18 protein-coding genes and 3 tRNA genes are annotated in these 15,869 nt (G+C 71.2%); 3 read left to right on the top strand and 18 right to left on the bottom strand.

The window, feature by feature from the left end; genetic code table 11:
* Position 1: 1 nt before the first annotated feature.
* The 11 genes from E4623_RS13355 to E4623_RS13305 all read right to left on the bottom strand — a co-directional run bounded on the left by E4623_RS13355 (position 2) and on the right by E4623_RS13305 (position 8,986).
* The gene (locus tag E4623_RS13355; protein ID WP_134766994.1) at positions 2 to 829 is read right to left on the bottom strand and encodes an ABC transporter permease; all 828 of its coding nucleotides are present in this window, start codon (positions 827 to 829) and stop codon (positions 2 to 4) included.
* A gap of 8 nt (positions 830 to 837) precedes the next feature.
* Entirely contained in the window at positions 838 to 1,623 is a 786-nt protein-coding gene (locus E4623_RS13350; protein WP_134766993.1) for an ABC transporter permease, read from the bottom strand.
* A gap of 5 nt (positions 1,624 to 1,628) precedes the next feature.
* Positions 1,629 to 2,582, bottom strand: a complete 954-nt coding sequence (locus E4623_RS13345) for an ABC transporter ATP-binding protein (RefSeq protein WP_134766992.1) — start codon at positions 2,580 to 2,582, stop codon at positions 1,629 to 1,631.
* A gap of 227 nt (positions 2,583 to 2,809) precedes the next feature.
* Complete coding sequence (gene rplL, locus E4623_RS13340; RefSeq protein ID WP_134766991.1) at positions 2,810 to 3,193, bottom strand: 50S ribosomal protein L7/L12; 384 nt, start codon at positions 3,191 to 3,193, stop codon at positions 2,810 to 2,812.
* Between the two features lie 78 nt (positions 3,194 to 3,271).
* A complete protein-coding gene (gene rplJ, locus E4623_RS13335) occupies positions 3,272 to 3,952 on the bottom strand; it encodes a 50S ribosomal protein L10 (RefSeq protein WP_134766990.1) in 681 nt (226 codons plus the stop codon).
* Between the two features lie 737 nt (positions 3,953 to 4,689).
* A complete protein-coding gene (rplA, locus tag E4623_RS13330; protein WP_134766989.1) occupies positions 4,690 to 5,406 on the bottom strand; it encodes a 50S ribosomal protein L1 in 717 nt (238 codons plus the stop codon).
* Positions 5,407 to 5,483: 77 nt separating this feature from the next.
* Positions 5,484 to 5,915, bottom strand: a complete 432-nt coding sequence (gene rplK / locus E4623_RS13325) for a 50S ribosomal protein L11 (protein WP_134766988.1) — start codon at positions 5,913 to 5,915, stop codon at positions 5,484 to 5,486.
* Positions 5,916 to 6,031: 116 nt separating this feature from the next.
* Positions 6,032 to 6,964, bottom strand: coding sequence for a transcription termination/antitermination protein NusG (nusG, locus tag E4623_RS13320; RefSeq protein ID WP_167736610.1), 933 nt, complete (start codon positions 6,962 to 6,964; stop codon positions 6,032 to 6,034).
* Between the two features lie 65 nt (positions 6,965 to 7,029).
* A complete protein-coding gene (gene secE / locus E4623_RS13315; protein ID WP_134766986.1) occupies positions 7,030 to 7,275 on the bottom strand; it encodes a preprotein translocase subunit SecE in 246 nt (81 codons plus the stop codon).
* Between the two features lie 72 nt (positions 7,276 to 7,347).
* Positions 7,348 to 7,420 (bottom strand) — tRNA-Trp (locus E4623_RS13310).
* A gap of 147 nt (positions 7,421 to 7,567) precedes the next feature.
* Positions 7,568 to 8,986 (bottom strand): APC family permease, encoded by a 1,419-nt coding sequence (locus E4623_RS13305; RefSeq protein WP_134766985.1) that lies wholly within the window; start codon positions 8,984 to 8,986, stop codon positions 7,568 to 7,570.
* A 104-nt stretch (positions 8,987 to 9,090) separates the two neighbouring features.
* On the opposite strand from E4623_RS13305, the gene E4623_RS13300 reads away from it, so the two are divergent.
* The 3 genes from E4623_RS13300 to E4623_RS13290 are packed head-to-tail and all read left to right on the top strand — an operon-like array spanning position 9,091 to position 11,911.
* Entirely contained in the window at positions 9,091 to 10,299 is a 1,209-nt protein-coding gene (locus tag E4623_RS13300; protein ID WP_209020660.1) for a pyridoxal phosphate-dependent aminotransferase, read from the top strand.
* A complete protein-coding gene (locus E4623_RS13295; protein WP_134766983.1) occupies positions 10,296 to 11,321 on the top strand; it encodes an adenosine deaminase in 1,026 nt (341 codons plus the stop codon). The genes E4623_RS13300 and E4623_RS13295 overlap by 4 nt, the downstream gene beginning before the upstream one ends.
* A 38-nt stretch (positions 11,322 to 11,359) precedes the next feature.
* Complete coding sequence (locus E4623_RS13290; protein WP_134766982.1) at positions 11,360 to 11,911, top strand: DUF4190 domain-containing protein; 552 nt, start codon at positions 11,360 to 11,362, stop codon at positions 11,909 to 11,911.
* A 20-nt stretch (positions 11,912 to 11,931) separates the two neighbouring features.
* On the opposite strand, the gene E4623_RS13285 is transcribed toward E4623_RS13290, so the two are convergent.
* The 7 genes from E4623_RS13285 to E4623_RS13255 all read right to left on the bottom strand — a co-directional run bounded on the left by E4623_RS13285 (position 11,932) and on the right by E4623_RS13255 (position 15,826).
* Entirely contained in the window at positions 11,932 to 13,014 is a 1,083-nt protein-coding gene (locus E4623_RS13285) for a UDP-N-acetylmuramate dehydrogenase (RefSeq protein ID WP_245155062.1), read from the bottom strand.
* On the bottom strand, positions 13,011 to 13,397 hold the full coding sequence (locus E4623_RS13280; protein ID WP_134766981.1) for a MaoC/PaaZ C-terminal domain-containing protein: 387 nt from the start codon (positions 13,395 to 13,397) through the stop codon (positions 13,011 to 13,013). The genes E4623_RS13285 and E4623_RS13280 overlap by 4 nt, the downstream gene beginning before the upstream one ends.
* 70 nt (positions 13,398 to 13,467) lie before the next feature.
* Positions 13,468 to 13,860, bottom strand: coding sequence for a MaoC family dehydratase N-terminal domain-containing protein (locus E4623_RS22655; protein ID WP_167736608.1), 393 nt, complete (start codon positions 13,858 to 13,860; stop codon positions 13,468 to 13,470).
* Positions 13,861 to 13,961: 101 nt separating this feature from the next.
* Complete coding sequence (gene rpmG / locus E4623_RS13270; protein ID WP_121804265.1) at positions 13,962 to 14,132, bottom strand: 50S ribosomal protein L33; 171 nt, start codon at positions 14,130 to 14,132, stop codon at positions 13,962 to 13,964.
* Between the two features lie 48 nt (positions 14,133 to 14,180).
* Positions 14,181 to 14,254, bottom strand: a tRNA-Met gene (locus tag E4623_RS13265).
* A gap of 11 nt (positions 14,255 to 14,265) precedes the next feature.
* Positions 14,266 to 14,338, bottom strand: a tRNA-Thr gene (locus tag E4623_RS13260).
* 72 nt (positions 14,339 to 14,410) lie between these two features.
* Positions 14,411 to 15,826, bottom strand: coding sequence for an amidase (locus E4623_RS13255; protein WP_134766979.1), 1,416 nt, complete (start codon positions 15,824 to 15,826; stop codon positions 14,411 to 14,413).
* Positions 15,827 to 15,869 lie beyond the last annotated feature (43 nt).

The following is a 15,869-nucleotide window of genomic DNA, read 5'->3' as shown; positions in this document are numbered from 1 at the left end:
CTCAACCCGCCAGCCTGACCGTGGTGGTGGTGCCCCAGATCGCCATGGAGAGGAACAGGTCGATCACGTTGACCGCGACGATGCTCGAGCGCACCGCCCGGCCCACCGCGACCCCCACGCCGGCGGGACCGCCGGAGGCGTTGTAGCCGTAGTAGCAGTGGATCAGGATGACCACGACGGCGAAGACCAGCACCTTCCCGAACGACCAGAGCACGTCTCCCGGTGGGAGGAACTGGTTGAAGTAGTGGTCGTAGGTGCCCGTGCTCTGCCCGTAGAACTTCGTCACCACCAGCCGGCTCGCGACGTACGACGAGAGCAGCCCGACGACGTAGAGCGGGATGATCGCGATCAGGCCGCCGATGATGCGGGTCGTGACGAGGAACGGCATCGAGGGGATCGCCATCACCTCGAGCGCGTCGACCTCCTCCGAGATCCGCATCGCGCCCAGCTGGGCGGTGAAGCCGCAGCCGACGGTCGCGGCGAGCGCGATGCCGGAGACCAGCGGGGCGATCTCGCGGGTGTTGAAGTAGGCCGAGACGAAGCCCGAGAACGCGGCGGTGCCGAGCTGGTTGAGCGCGGCGTACCCGGACAGGCCGACCTGGGCGCCGGTGAAGAACGTCATCCCGAGGATGACCCCGACGGTGCCGCCGATGACCGCGAGCGAGCCCGAGCCGAGGGTGACCTCGGCCAGGATCCGCATGATCTCCTTGGGGTAGCGCGCGATCGTCCTCGGCACGGCTCCGAGCGCCCGCAGGTAGAAGCCGAGCTGGCCCCCGAGGTCGTCGAGGGCGCTGACCGGCTTCTGGTAGACCGCCTTCAGGTTCGGCACCGGGCCCGTCACCCGGCCTTCGGTGGGACGAGCTGGAGGTAGATGGTGCTCATCACGAAGTTGACGACGAAGAGCAGCAGGAAGGTGATGACGACCGACTCGTTGACGGCGTCGCCGACACCCTTGGGGCCGCCGCCGGCGTTCATCCCCTTGTAGGAGGCGACGATCGCGGCGAGGAGGCCGAAGACCGCTGCCTTGAGCAGGCCGACGTACAGGTCGGGCAGCTGCGCGAGAGCGGTGAAGCTGGCGATGTAGGCGCCGGGCGTGCCGTCCTGGAGGATCACGTTGAAGACGTAGCCGCCGGAGACACCGACCACGCTGACCAGTCCGTTGAGGAACACCGCGACGAGGATGCAGGCGAGCACCCGCGGCACGACGAGCCGCTGGATCGGGTCGATCCCGAGCACCATCATGGCGTCGAGCTCCTCGCGGATCTTGCGGGCGCCGAGGTCCGCGGCGATCGCGGAGCCACCGGCGCCGGCGATCAGCAGCGCGGTCCCGATCGGCGCGGCCTGCTGGATCACGGCGAGGACCGAGGCCGAGCCCGTGAACGACTGGGCGCCGAACTGCTTGATGAGGCCGCCGACCTGCAGCGCGATGACGGCGCCGAACGGGATCGCGACGAGCGCGGTGGGGATGATGGTCACCGAGGCGATGAACCAGGCCTGCTGCAGGAACTCCCGCAGCTGGAACGGCCTCCGGAAGAGCCCGCGCAGGACGTCGAGCGCGAACGCGAACAGGCCCCCGGCGGCCCCGAGGGGCGCGAGGACGCGCGAGGACGTCAGGGAGGACACGTGCGTCAGGCCCCGGTCGCCATCGTCATGTCGTCCTCGAACGATCCCGGCGGGGGCTTGACGCCGTTCTCGCGGCACCAGGCACCGGGCTCGCGCTGGCTGCGGCGCGGGATGCCGTTCGACGGCTCGAGCTGCGGCGGGATGGGCGGCAGCGGCGGGAGCTCCTGGCCGGACTCCGCGGCCAGCTCGTCGGCGTCCTTCTCCTCGGACATGCCGATCGGGCCGACCCGCTGGGCGTTGAGGAACTGGCGCACCACCGGCTCCTCGGAGCTGAGGAGCATCTCGCGCGGCCCGAACATCGCCAGGTGGCGGTGGTAGAGCAGGCCGATGTTGTCGGGCACCGTGCGCGCGGTGTTGATGTCGTGGGTGACGATGAGGAACGTCGCGTCGATCTGGGCGTTGAGGTCGATGATCAGCTGGTTGAGGAACGCCGTGCGCACCGGGTCGAGGCCGGAGTCGGGCTCGTCGAAGAGCACGATCTCCGGGTCGAGCACCAGGGCCCGGGCCAGCCCGGCGCGCTTGCGCATGCCGCCGGAGATCTCGCCGGGCAGCTTGTCCTCGGCCCCGAGCAGGCCGACCAGGTCCATCTTCTCCATGACGACCTCACGGACCTCGGACTCCGACTTCCTCGTGTGCTCGCGCAACGGGAAGGCGACGTTGTCGTAGAGGTTCATCGAGCCGAACATGGCCCCGTCCTGGAACAGGACGCCGAAGAGCTTGCGGATCTCGTAGAGCTCCTTCTCGCGGCAGGAGGCGAGGTCGGTGCCCTCGATGATGACGGCGCCGCTGTCGGGCTTGAGGAGGCCGATGATCGTCTTGAGCAGGACCGACTTGCCCGTGCCCGACGGGCCGAGCATCACGCTGATCTCGCCGGCCGGGACGGTCAGGGACACATCGCCCCAGATCATCTGCTTGCCGAACGACTTCGTGAGGTTCTCGATCTTGATCTCGACACCCATGCGTGCTCCTCCCCTCCTCGGACCGGGCGGCCACGGGGCTGCTACCCGGGGACACTCACCGGTAACAACGGCGCCGACGCGGCGAGGTTACGCGGGAATGTGCGTGACGTCACGTCGCACTCGCGGGGTGGGGAAAACAACGAGGCGGTCACCCCCGATCGGGGGTGACCGCCTCGCGGTCGGCAGGTGGTGCTCAGGACCTCGTCCCGCTCACCAGCCCGCCCAGGTCACTTGAGGGTGACGGTGGCGCCGGCGCCCTCGAGGGCCTCCTTGGCCTTGTCGGCCGCAGCCTTGTCGACCTTCTCCAGGACAGCCTTGGGGGCGGCCTCGACCAGCTCCTTGGCCTCCTTCAGGCCGAGCGAGGTGAGGGCGCGCACCTCCTTGATGACGTTGATCTTCTTCTCGCCGGCAGCCTCGAGGACGACGTCGAACTCGTCCTGAGCAGCCTCGGCCTCGGCCGGGGCAGCGGCGCCGGGCGCGGCGGCCACGGCGACGGGAGCGGCGGCGGTGACGCCGAAGGTCTCCTCGAACTGCTTCACGAACTCGGAGAGCTCGATGAGGGTCATCTCCTTGAAGGCGTCAAGGAGCTCGTCGGTGCTGAGCTTCGCCATGGTGGCGTTCCTTCCATTCGGTGGCCCCGCCGCAGACGCGGGTCGGGACCGGGTTTCAGGTGGTGGGTACGCCTGGGATCAGGCGTCGGTGGCCTCGGCGTCGGGAGCAGCGGCGTCGGTCGCCTCCGCGGCGGGAGCGTCGTCGGACGCCTCCTCCGCGGGGGTCTCCTCGGCAGCGGCCTCCTCGGCCGGGACCTCCTCGGCGGCGGCGGGCGTGCCCGCACCACCTGCGAGGATCGAGGGGTCCTCCTCGGCCTTGGCCTGCAGCGCACCCGCGAGACGGGCGGCCTGGGCGATCGGCGCGTTGAGGAGGTAGACGGCCTGGGACAGCGAGGCGAGCATGGCGCCCGCCATCTTGCCCAGGAGCACCTCGCGCGACTCGAGATCGGCCAGCTTGGCGATCTCCTTCGCGTCGAGGATGTTGCCGTCCAGGACTCCGCCCTTGATGACAAGGGCGGGGTTGGCCTTGGCAAAGTCACGCAGACCCTTGGCCGCCTCGACCACGTCGCCGTTGATGAAGGCGATAGCGGTCGGGCCGGTCAGCAGGTCGTCGAAGCCGGAGATGCCCACCTGGTTGGCGGCGATCTTGGCCAGCGTGTTCTTGACCACGGCGTAGCTGGCGTTCTCACCGAGGGAGCGGCGAAGGTTCTGCAGCTCCTTGACGGTGAGACCGCGGTACTCGGTCAGCACGGCACCGTCGGAGGCGTTGAAGGACTCAACGATCTCCGCGACGGCGGCGTTCCTGTCTGCCCGCGCCATGGGTCTCCTTCCGGACTGGGAGACCACCCCCGGCAACACCTGGGAACGACGAACGCCCCGAGCGCAGGGCTCAGGGCGTGAGGCTCCGTGTGGAGCCGGACTCTGAATCCTGCGCGGGCCGTCCGCATCCCTGCGGCACCTTCGGTCGGACTGCATGCACAGCCTGACAACCGGCGGTCTCTGGTTTCGAGTGGAACTGTACGGGTGGCGCGGCGGTGGGCCAAATCTGTGGGCCGGCCTGGCCGGGGTTTCCCCGGTCGACCGGGGAAGTCTGAACTTGTCGCCCGATACCCCGGCCCCCCAGTTCAGGTTTCCGCCGCCCGGTGGGACGGGCGGGACCAACGGGACGGCGTTGCCTGCGTTGCTCCGGATTCCCGGCTCCGGAGGCCGGCCCGGCCGGGATTTCCCCGGCCGACCGGGGAAGTCTGAACTTGTCGCCCGATACCCCGGCCCCCCAGTTCAGGTTTCCGCCGCCCGGTGGGACGGACGGGGCCAACGGGACGGCGTTGCCTGCGTTGCTCCGGATTCCCGGCTCCGGAGGCCGGCTCGGCCGGGATTTCCCCGGCCGACCGGGGAAATCTGAACTTGACGGCCGATACCCCGGCCCCCCAGCTCAGACTCCGGCCGCCCGGTGTGACCGTGGGGTCGTGGCGGGCCCGGGGAGGCGGCGGGCGCTCGCAACGACACCGGCCCGTCCAGCAGGGCTGGACGGGCCGGTGGGCGGGGGTGACGCAGGCTCAGGCCTCGTCGTCCTCGCCGGTGACGTTGCGGGTGCGGTTCGGGTCGACCTGGATGCCGGGGCCCATCGTCGTGGAGACGGTGACCTTGCGCAGGTAGCGGCCCTTGGAGCTGGCCGGCTTGAGCCGCAGCACCTCCTCGAGGGCGGCGGCGTAGTTCTCGGCCAGCGCGGCCTCGCTGAACGACGCCTTGCCGATGATGAAGTGCAGGTTGGCGTGGCGGTCGACGCGGAACTCGATCTTGCCGCCCTTGATGTCCGTCACGGCCTTGGCCGGGTCGGGCGTCACGGTGCCGGTCTTCGGGTTCGGCATCAGGCCGCGGGGGCCGAGCACGCGGCCGAGGCGGCCGACCTTGCCCATCATGTCGGGGGTCGCGACGACGGCGTCGAACTCGAGCCAGCCACCGCTGACCTTGTCGATCAGCTCGTCGCTGCCGACGATGTCGGCGCCGGCCTCGCGGGCGGCCTCGGCCTTGTCGCCGTTGGCGAACACCAGGACGCGGGCGGTCTTGCCGGTGCCGTGGGGCAGGTTGACGGTGCCGCGCACCATCTGGTCGGCCTTGCGGGGGTCGACGCCGAGTCGCATGACGACGTCGACGGTCTCGTCGAACTTCTTCTTCGAGGTGGTCTTGGCGATCTTGATCGCGGCCAGCGGGGCGTGGAGCTCGTCCTTGTCGAACGTGTCCGCCGCCGCGCGGTAGGTCTTGCTGCGCTGCATGGTGATGTCTTCTCTCTGGTGATGACTCAGAAGGTTGTGGTCGTCAGATGGGCCAGCAGCGGCCCTGCCACGGGGTGTTACTCGGTGGTGACGCCCATCGACCGGGCGGTGCCCTCCACGATCTTCATCGCGGCGTCGATGTCGTTGGCGTTCAGGTCGGGGAGCTTGGTCGTCGCGATCTCGCGCACCTGGTCCTTGGTCAGCTTGCCGACCTTCTCCTTGTGCGGGACGCCGGAGCCCTTCTGCAGCCCGGCGGCCTTCTTGATCAGCTCGGCGGCCGGAGGCGTCTTCGTGATGAAGGTGAACGACCGGTCCTCGTAGATGGTGATCTCGACGGGGATGACGTTGCCGCGCATGGACTCGGTCTGGGCGTTGTAGGCCTTGCAGAACTCCATGATGTTGACGCCGTGCGGGCCGAGGGCGGTACCGACGGGCGGGGCGGGCGTCGCGGCGCCGGCCTGGAGCTGCACCTTGACGAGCGCGGAGATCTTCTTCTTCTTCGGAGGCATGTTCTCTTCCTGTTCTCTGTGGTCATGACGAGGGCGATGCGCCCCCTGCCACGGGTGTTGCCCGAACTATGGTGCTGCGTCGCCGGCCGCGAGCGAAATCGCGACCCGGCGGACCCTCAGCCCTTCTCGATCTGGCTGAAGCTGAGCTCGACCGGGGTCTCCCGGCCGAAGATCTCCACGAGGGCCTTGACCCGCTGCGACTCGGCGTTGATCTCGGTGATCGTGGCGTGCAGCGTGGCGAACGGACCGTCGACGACCTGGACCGAGTCGCCGAGGTCGAAGTCGACGACCTCGATCGGCTTCTTGGCGGTCGAGGAGGAGCCGGAGCCGGACGTCGAGGTCCCGGCCGCGGCGGCGGCGATCTCGGCGGCGGCGACGACGGCCGGGGCGAGCATGTTCTCGACCTCGTCCATGCTCAGCGGCACCGGCTGGTGGCTGTTGCCGACGAAGCCGGTGACCGAGGGCGTGTGGCGCACGGCCGACCACGACTCGTCGGTGAGGTCCATGCGGACCAGGACGTAACCGGGCAGCGCGGGCTTCTTGCGGGTGCGGCGCTGGCCGTTCTTGATCTCGACGATGTCCTCGATGGGGACCACGATCTCGTGGATGTAGTCCTCCATGTTCAGCGAGACGATCCGGTTCTCCAGGTTCGACTTCACCCGGTTCTCCATGCCCGAGTAGGTGTGCACCACGTACCAGTCGCCCGGCTTGGCCCACAGCTCGCGTCGGAACGCCTCGAGGGGGTCCTCGTCCTCGACGGGGACGTCCTCCTCGGCGGCGACCTCGCCCGCGTCGAGGGTGTCGAGGGTCTCCTCGACGAGCTCGGCGGCCGCCTCGTCGGCGACCTCGCCCTCGGCCTCGACGAGGTCGGCGAGCGCCTCGTCGGTCGGCTCGTCGGCGTCGAGGTCGTCGTCGATCTCGGCGTCGGCGGGCGCCGTGCCCTCCGCAGCACCCTCGGTGGCCTCGAGGACGTCGTCCTCGACCACGGGGTCGGTCACCTCGGCGTCGGCGTTCTCGATCGCTTCGGTCTCGTCGTACTGCTCAGACACGCGTTGCTCCATCAAATTGCTGTTCAGGGGGGCCTCTGCGTCCCGACGGCGGCGCCGTCGGGCCGTCAGCCGGCGAAGATCGCGAAGGCGAGCTTGCCGAAGCCCAGGTCGAGCGCCGAGACGATCGCCATCATGACGATCACGAAGACCATGACCACGAAGAAGTAGGTGACCAGCTGCTCTTGCGTCGGGTAGACGACCTTGCGCAGCTCGGCGACCACCTGGCGGTAGAACGTCGGGATGCTCGTGCGCTTGCGCTCGTCGTCGGGCCTGTCGTCCCGGGAACCGCGGACCGCGCTGCTGTCCGACACGCCACTCACCTCTCGCCGTACCTCGTGGAGCTCTCGATTGTCTCGAAGCTGTGTTGCCGTACTGATGTGTTGCAGGGCACGAGGGACTTGAACCCCCAACCTTCGGTTTTGGAGACCGATGCTCTGCCAGTTGAGCTAGTGCCCTCCGTCGATCCCTTCGCTGCGAACCGGCCCGGTCTCGGGCACGGCGAAGCATGCGGGGGAATCCACCGTCCAGGAGTCTACGGCCCCGGGGCCAGCGGCGTCCAAACAACCCCCGTACCGGCTCGGTCAGCGCCGGCACGGGTCCGGCTCAACCGGCGTCGGGACGGCCTCGCTCGACCCCGTCGGCCCGGGTGCGCGAGCCGAAGGCGTACTCGAGGAGGAACAGCACCACGCCGAGGGCGAGCAGGCCCGCGACCCACAGCAGCGAGCCGGGGTCGTCGACCACGACGTAGACCAGGAGGACGGCGTTGCCGAGCAGGCCGAGCAGGAGCAGGGCCGTCGGCGCGTGGTAGTTCTCCTCGGTCTCGGCCTGCCCGCGCAGCTTGAACGCGGCGACGATGACCAGCGAGTAGATGAAGAGGGTGAAGACCACCGTGACGGTCGCGAGCCGGTCGACGACGTCGATGCCGGCACCGGTCTCGTTGAGGGCCCAGCCGACCAGCAGCAGCGCGCAGACCACCGCGCCCGCGAAGAGCAGCGCGGCGACCGGGCTGCGGCGCCGCTCGTGGGTCTTGGCGAAGACGCCGGGGACGACGTCCTCGCGCGCCATGCCGTAGAGGATCCGGGACTGGGTGACGACCGAGACCAGCGTGGTGTTGGTGATGGCGGTCATCGCGATGATGGCGAAGACGATGCTGAGCACGCTGACCGAGATCGGCAGGACGCCGGACTCGACCACGTCGAGCAGCGGGGCGTCCGAGGACGCCAGCTCCTTCGCGTCGACCACGAGCGAGGCCGACATCGCGACGAGCACGTAGATCACGCCGGCCGCGACCATGCCGCCGACCAGGGCCCGCGGGAAGTGCTTGGCCGGGTCGACGACCTCCTCGGCGATGTTGGCGGCGTTCTCGAAGCCGGTCATCGCGAAGAAGGCCAGCGCGACACCGGCGACGATCGCGAAGATCTCGTTGCCCTGGGTGCTGAAGTCGGTGAGGGTGCCGAGGTCGGAGTCGCCCTCGGCGGTGTGCACCACCGCGATGAGCAGGACGACGACCAGGCCCGTCACCTCGACGATCGTCATGACCAGGTTGGCCAGGACCGACTCGGTGATGCCGAGGTAGTTCACGATCGTCAGCAGCACGATCAGCCCGAGCGAGACCAGGATGGCCGGCGGCAGCGACCACACCGTGTCGAAGTAGGCCGCGAACCCGGTGGCCAGCGAGCCGGACGCCGCGAAGCAGGCCGAGAGCATGCTGACGGTGACCAGGAAGGTCAGGATCCGGTTCTTGAACGCCTTGTTGACGAAGAGGGCCGCGCCGGCCGCCTGGGGGAACTTCGTGACCAGCTCGGCGTACGCGGCACCGGTGATGGTGGCGATCGAGACGCCGATCAGGAACGCGACCCAGAAGGCGCCGCCGACCTCGCCGGCGACCGCGCCGATGAGGACGTAGATGCCCGATCCGAGCACGTCGCCGAGGACGTAGAAGAAGAGCAGCCGGCCGGTGATCGTCCGTTTGAGCCCGGACTCCTCGCGGTCGACCCCCTCCGGGGACTGGGTGTCGGTCATGGCGACCCGCTTCCTCTCCGAGCACCCGCCGTGCCGACGGGCCTGTGGTCCATCCGCCCGAGATGGGTCGGAGGTGTCGAACGTCTCGCCCTACGATGGAGCCCATGACCAGCAGCCCCCGCGACAGACGAGTCTCCCAGCGCATCGGCGCCATCGCCGAGTCGGCCACGCTCAAGGTCGACGCCAAGGCGAAGGCCCTCAAGGCCGAGGGACGCCCGGTCATCGGCTTCGGCGCCGGCGAGCCCGACTTCCCCACCCCCGACTACATCGTCGAGGCGGCCGTCGAAGCCTGCCGCGACCCGAAGAACCACCGGTACACCCCTGCTGGTGGGCTGCCGGAGCTGAAGAAGGCGATCGTCGAGAAGACGCTGCGCGACAGCGGCCTGGCGATCGACGCGGCCCAGGTGCTGGTCACCAACGGCGGCAAGCAGGCGATCTACGCGGCGTTCGCCGCGATGCTCGACCCCGACGACGAGGTCATCGTGCCGGCGCCGTACTGGACGACCTACCCGGAGGCGATCGCGCTCGCCGGCGGCGTCCCGGTGGAGGTGCTGGCCGACGAGACCCAGGACTACAAGGTCACCGTCGAGCAGCTCGAGGCCGCCCGCACCGACAAGACGAAGGTCCTGCTGTTCGTCTCGCCGTCGAACCCGACCGGGGCGATCTACTCCGCCGAGGAGATCCGGGCGATCGGCCGCTGGGTCGAGGACCACGACCTGTGGGTGCTCACCGACGAGATCTACGAGCACCTCGTCTACGACGACGCCGAGACCGGGTCGATGCCGGCGCTCTGCCCGTTCCTCCAGGACAACTGCGTCATCGTGAACGGCGTCGCCAAGACCTACGCGATGACCGGCTGGCGGGTCGGCTGGATGATCGGTCCGAAGGACCTCGTCAAGGCCGCGACCAACCTGCAGTCCCACGCCACCTCCAACGTCTCGAACGTCGCCCAGCGCGCCGCGATCGCCGCGGTCGAGGGCGACCTCACCGCGGTCGAGGAGATGAAGACCGCCTTCGACCGGCGTCGCCGCACGATCGTGTCGATGCTCAACGAGATCGACGGCGTCCTCTGCCCGATGCCCGGCGGCGCGTTCTACGCCTACCCCTCGGTCAAGGGCCTGCTGGGCAAGGACTACGACGGCGTCCGGATCGACACCTCCGCCGAGCTCGCCGAGTACTTCCTCGACCAGGCCGAGGTCGCCGCCGTCCCCGGCGAGGCGTTCGGCTCCCCCGGCTACCTCCGGTTCTCCTACGCCCTCGGCGACGACGACATCGTCGAGGGGATCTCGAGGCTGCAGAAGCTGCTCGCTTGAGACCCCGGGACCTGCACGCCCTGCCGAAGGCGCACCTGCACCTGCACTTCACCGGCTCGATGCGGCACGGCACGCTGCTCGAGCTCGCCGAGCGCGACGGGATCGCCCTGCCCGACTCGCTGGTGACGGAGTGGCCGCCGCAGCTGAGTGCGGCCGACGAGAAGGGCTGGTTCCGCTTCCAGCGCCTCTACGACGTCGCCCGGTCGGTGCTGCGCACCGAGGACGACGTCCGGCGACTGGTGCTCGAGGCCGCCGAGGACGACGTCTGCGACGGCGGGCGGTGGCTGGAGATCCAGGTCGACCCGAGCGGGTACGCCGCCCGGTTCGGCGGGATCACCGCCTTCACCGACCTGGTCCTGGACGCCGTCCGGGTGGCCTCCGAGCGCACGGGGCTCGGCATGGCGGTCGTCATCGCCGCCAACCGCACCCGCCACCCGCTCGACGCGCGCACGCTCGCCCGGCTCGCGGCGCAGTACGCCGACCGCGGGGTCGTCGGCTTCGGGCTCTCGAACGACGAGCGGCGCGGCCGCACCGCCGACTTCGCGGCCGCCTTCGAGATCGCCGGGCGGGCCGGGCTGCTGCTCGTGCCGCACGGCGGCGAGCTGCGCGGGCCCGACCACGTGCGCACCTGCCTCGACCGGCTGCACGCCGGACGGCTCGGCCACGGCGTCCGGTCGACCGAGGACCCGGACCTGCTGGCCCGGATCGTCGACAGCGGCGTGGCCCTGGAGGTCTGCCCGGTCTCGAACGTCGCCCTCGGGGTCTACTCCGACCTGACGTCGGTGCCGCTGCCGACCCTGCTCGAGGCCGGCGCGACGGTGGCGCTCGGCGCCGACGACCCCCTGCTCTTCGGCTCGCGCCTGGCCGGTCAGTACGCCACGATGCGGGCGGCCCACGAGCTGTCCGACGAGACGATGGCCGAGCTCGCGCGGATGTCGCTGCGGGCCTCGCGCGCCCCCGACGCGCTGCGGGACGCGGCACTCGCCGACGTCGACGCCTGGCTCGCCGCCCCGGCCGGCTGAGCGGGTTTCGCCCCGACCGCCGATGGGACACTGACGCCATGAGCGAGCGCCCCGACGAGACCGAGCCGATCCAGCCGTACCTCGCCAAGCGGGACTCGCGGTCGTCGGAGGGGGCCGCGGCACCGGAGCCGCCCACGACGCCGTACGAGCAGCCGCACCCGGGACCCGCGCAGCAGCCGTACGGCCAGCCCGGCGGCCAGCCGTACTCCTCGCCCCACGCCCAGCCGTACGGCGGCCCGCAGGGGTTCCAGCCCTACCCGCCCGGCGCCTACTCCTACGGCTACCGGCCGGCCCACAGCGGCGCCAACACCGCGATGGCGCTCGGCATCACCAGCGTGGTCTGCGCGGTGCTGACCTTCGTCGTCTGCGTGACGCTGCCCGGCGTGCTGTGCGGCCCCTTCGCGATCGCGCTCGCGCTTCGGGCCCAGAAGGAGATGCGGACCGTTCCCGGGCACTACACCAACGAGAGCGCGGCGACGACCGGGCTCGTCACCGGGATCATCGGCACCGTCGTCGGCCTCGGGGTGATCGCCCTGGTGGTGCTCTACGCGGGCTTCGTCGTGTCGATCTTCAGCTTCGGCACCGCCTGAGCGACACCGCCCCGGGGGTCCTACAGCTCGCAGCCGACGAGCACCGGCTCGTTGACGAGCGTGATGCCGAACGCCGCGTGCACGCCGTCGCGGACCTCGCGCGCCAGCGCCAACAGGTCCTCGGTGCTCGCGTCGCCGCGGTTGGTGAGCGCGAGGGTGTGCTTGGTCGAGACCCGGGCCCGCCCGGTGCCGTAGCCGCGGCCGAAGCCGGCGTGCTCGATGAGCCAGGCGGCCGAGGTCTTCGCGAGCCCGTCGCCCGCGGGCCAGGACGGCGCCCCGGCCGGCACGTCGGATGCCGGCACGATCGGGTTGGTGAAGAACGAGCCGGCGCTCCAGGTGTCGTGGTCGTCGGCGTCGAGGACCATGCCCTTGCCGCCCCGCAGCCCGAGCACGGCGGCCCGGACGTCGGCGAGCGGGGCGCGACGCCCCTGCTCGACGCCCAGGGCGCGGGCCAGCTCGGCGTAGGCCACCGGGGCGCCGAGCGTGCCGACGGCGAGCTGGAAGGTGACGTCGAGGACGACGTGCCGCCCGCCCCAGGCGTCGTACCGGTCGGCCTTGAAGCGCGAGCTGCGGTAGCCGAACCCGCAGTCGGGGCCGGCGAAGGTGCGCACGCCGTTAAGAACGCGGTCCCAGACCCGGACCCGGGCGATCGTCTGGGCGACGTCCTGGCCGTAGGCGCCGACGTTCTGGATCGGGGTGGAGCCGACGGCGCCCGGGATGCCGGACAGCGCCTCGACGCCCACCCAGCCGCGCTCGACGGCGTGGGCGACGAAGCCGTCCCAGTCCTCGCCGGCGGCGACGGTCACGAGCGCTCCCCCGCAGGTCGCCTCGTCGGTGCCCCCGGCGTCGCCGGCGTCGCCGGTGTCGCTGGTCAGGCCGGTGGTCGCGACCGCGACGACCGTGCCGGCGAAGCCGGCGTCGGCGACGACGAGGTTGCTGCCGCCGCCCAGGAGCAGCACGGGCTCGCCGGCGGCGTCGGCCGTCGAGACGGCCTCGACCAGCTCGGCCTCGGTCGTGGCGACGACGAACCGCCCGGCCGGGCCGCCGAGCCGGAGTGTCGTGTGGTCGCGCAGCCGCTCCCCGGTGGGATCGGGCACGCTCACGCCCGCAGGGTGGCCCGGCAGCGGCCGAGGACGGAGACGCCGTCGCAGGTGACCGTGACGGCGATCGTGCCGTCGTCCTCGACGACGCCGGCGACGGTCACGTCGACGCCCTCGGCCGGGACGACGACGGGCTTGGTGAACTTGGCGCCGATGGAGGCGACGCCGCCGCGGCCGCCGGCCTGCTCCTCGACGTAGCGGGCGGCCAGGGCCAGGGTGTACATCCCGTGGGCGATGACGCCGGGCAGGCCGACCGAGCGGGCGACGTCCTCGTCCTGGTGGATCGGGTTGTGGTCACCGCTGGCCTGCGCGTAGGCGACGAGGTCGGCGCGGGTGATCGTGAACGTGCGCGGGGCGAGGTCGCCGGACTCGATCGGGGTCGTCATGCGGGACTCCCGGGGCGACGAGCGGCGCCGGGGCGGAGCACGGGAGCCGCCGGACGGCCGGGGGTGCCGGTCATGCGCCGGCCCGGTGGACGAGGGTGGCGGCGCCGGTGCAGACGAGGGCGCCCGCGGCGTCGGTGACCTGGCTGGTGGTGCCGATGATGTCGTTGCCGCCGATCTGGCGCAGCGTGGCGACGGTGAGCGCGACGGTGAGGACGTCGCCCGGCACGACCGGCCGTTCGTGGGCGAAGCGCTGCTCGCCGTGCACGATGCGGGACAGGTCGAGCGCCTCGGCCTCCAGGAACCCCATCATCGCGTCGAACGCGGGGACGATCGGGTACGTCGCGGGGGCGGGGCCGCCGTCGTACCGGCCGCCGGTGGCCTCGACGAAGGCACGGACCGAGGGCTCGGTGACCTCGTGGGGCGGGGCGGGCGGGTACGTGCGCCCGACGATGGTGGCGTCCACGAGGGCGACGTTAACGCAGACGAGCCCGCCTCCGGGATCCGGGGCGGGCTCGACCGGCGCGCGGCGCAGGGCCGGTGCCGGGTGGTGCGGGACGACCAGCGTCAGCGGGTCTCGCGGTGCGCGGTGTGCTTGCGGCAGCGCGGGCAGAACTTCGCGAGCTCGAGCCGGTCGGGGTCGTTGCGGCGGTTCTTCTTGGTGATGTAGTTGCGCTCCTTGCAGTCCACGCACGCGAGCGTGATCTTGGGGCGAACGTCGGAGCTCTTGCTGGCCACGGTGGATCCTCTGTCGAAGGGTGCTGAAGGCTGATCGGTCGTGCTGGGTAGCGGGAGCGGGACTCGAACCCGCGACACCACGATTATGAGTCGTGTGCTCTAACCACCTGAGCTACCCCGCCAAGAGTACGAGAGCCCCTTTACGGAATCGAACCGTAGACCTTCTCCTTACCATGGAGACGCTCTGCCGACTGAGCTAAAGGGGCAACGACGGAGAACGATACACACGGTCCGATCAAGCACGAAATCGGGTCCGGGGGCACCGCGCCGCGGTGGGATCAGCCTCCCACAGACCCCCCGATCCGGGCGAACGGGGAGGCCTCCTCGAGCTCGTAGGCGAGCTCCAGCAGCACGGCCTCGTGACCGGCTGCGGCGCCGAACATCATGCCCACCGGGAGCCCTTGCGCCGACGTCGCCAGGGGCAGCGAGACGGCCGGCTCGCCGGTCGCGTTCTGCAGCGGCGTGAAGGCCACCCACGTCGTGAGCCGATCGATGACGGTCTCGTAGGGCTGGGTCGGGTCGAGGTGCCCCACCCGGGGCGTGCCGTGGGCCAGCGTCGGCGTCAGGGTGACGTCGTGGGCCCGGTAGTGGGCGGAGGTGACGGCGGAGGAGCGGCGCAGCCGGTAGACGGCACCGGGCAGGCGGTGCAGGTTGCGCGCCGCGTGCCGGGCCAGCCCGTGGGTGAGGTGGTCGAGGCGGTCGGGGTCCCAGGACCGGCCGTGCCGGCGGCGTCCGGTGCGGAGCAGGACGAGCGCGAGCGAGGCCCAGTAGAGCAGGAAGTCGTCGCGGAAGCCGGCGGGCATCGGCGCCTCGACCTCCTCGACGTGGTGCCCGAGCTCCTCGAGGAGGACGGCGGTGCGCAGCGTGGCCTCCCGCACCTCGGCGCTGGCACCGAGGCCCCCGGCCCCGGTGGTGTTGAGCGCGACACGGAGCCGCTTGCGGCCCGGGCGGGTGAGATCCCCCACAGGCGGCAGCGAGAGGTTGCGGTAGACGTGCTCGGCCTCGCGGAGGAACGCGGCGGTGTCGCGGACCGAGCGGGTCAGGACCCCGTCGGAGACGATCCGGACGGGCATCTCGCGCAGCGCCCGGTCCTGGGCCAGCCGGCCGCGGGTCGGCTTGAGCCCGACGAGTCCGTTGACGGCGGCCGGGATGCGGATCGACCCGCCGCCGTCGTTCGCGTGGGCGATCGGGAGGGCGCCGGAGGCGACGAGGGCGGCCGAACCCGCCGAGGACGCGCCGGCCACGTGGTCGGTCGACCACGGCGAGCGGACGGCGCCCAGTCGGGGGTGCTCGGCCGCTGCGGAGAACCCGAGCTCCGACAGCTGGCTCTTGCCGAGCGGGAGCAGCCCGGTGGCGAGGTACATCCGCGCGAAGTCGCCGTCGGCCGGCGCCGGGCGCCCGATCCAGGCGTCGGTGCCCTCGCGGGTCGGCATGCCGGCGACGTCGACGTTGTCCTTGACGACCGTCGGGACGCCGGCGAAGAACCCGCCCCGGGGATCGCGGGCCTCCACCCGCGCCCGGTCGTAGGCGGTGAAGGCCATCGCGCCGAGGAGCGGGTCGACCCGCTCGACGCGGCGGATGGCGGCCTCGACCACCTCGGGCACCGACACCTCGCCCTCGTGCAGCGCGGCGACCAGGCCGACCGCGTCGTGGTCGCCGAGGGCGTCGTCGTCGTGGGCACTGACCTGGGTCATGCGTGGTGACGGTAGCCGGTGCGGCCCTGCCCGCGCTGCTCGC

The organism is Nocardioides sp. 1609, from assembly GCF_004522105.1.
Taxonomy (GTDB): domain Bacteria; phylum Actinomycetota; class Actinomycetes; order Propionibacteriales; family Nocardioidaceae; genus Nocardioides.
Note: the sequence above shows the minus strand (reverse complement) of the source record. Positions and strands in the feature narration are given on the sequence as shown.

What these genes read in the sequence shown, in the direction of transcription:
- E4623_RS13305 (WP_134766985.1), bottom strand. Translation starts at nt 8,986, where the DNA reads ATGACCGACACCCAGTCCCCGGAGGGGGTCGACCGCGAGGAGTCCGGG.
- E4623_RS13290 (WP_134766982.1), top strand. Translation starts at nt 11,360, where the DNA reads ATGAGCGAGCGCCCCGACGAGACCGAGCCGATCCAGCCGTACCTCGCC.
- rplL (WP_134766991.1), bottom strand. Translation starts at nt 3,193, where the DNA reads ATGGCGAAGCTCAGCACCGACGAGCTCCTTGACGCCTTCAAGGAGATG.
- E4623_RS13280 (WP_134766981.1), bottom strand. Translation starts at nt 13,397, where the DNA reads ATGACGACCCCGATCGAGTCCGGCGACCTCGCCCCGCGCACGTTCACG.
- rplJ (WP_134766990.1), bottom strand. Translation starts at nt 3,952, where the DNA reads ATGGCGCGGGCAGACAGGAACGCCGCCGTCGCGGAGATCGTTGAGTCC.
- E4623_RS13345 (WP_134766992.1), bottom strand. Translation starts at nt 2,582, where the DNA reads ATGGGTGTCGAGATCAAGATCGAGAACCTCACGAAGTCGTTCGGCAAG.
- rplK (WP_134766988.1), bottom strand. Translation starts at nt 5,915, where the DNA reads ATGCCTCCGAAGAAGAAGAAGATCTCCGCGCTCGTCAAGGTGCAGCTC.
- E4623_RS13300 (WP_209020660.1), top strand. Translation starts at nt 9,091, where the DNA reads ATGACCAGCAGCCCCCGCGACAGACGAGTCTCCCAGCGCATCGGCGCC.
- E4623_RS13255 (WP_134766979.1), bottom strand. Translation starts at nt 15,826, where the DNA reads ATGACCCAGGTCAGTGCCCACGACGACGACGCCCTCGGCGACCACGAC.
- rplA (WP_134766989.1), bottom strand. Translation starts at nt 5,406, where the DNA reads ATGCAGCGCAGCAAGACCTACCGCGCGGCGGCGGACACGTTCGACAAG.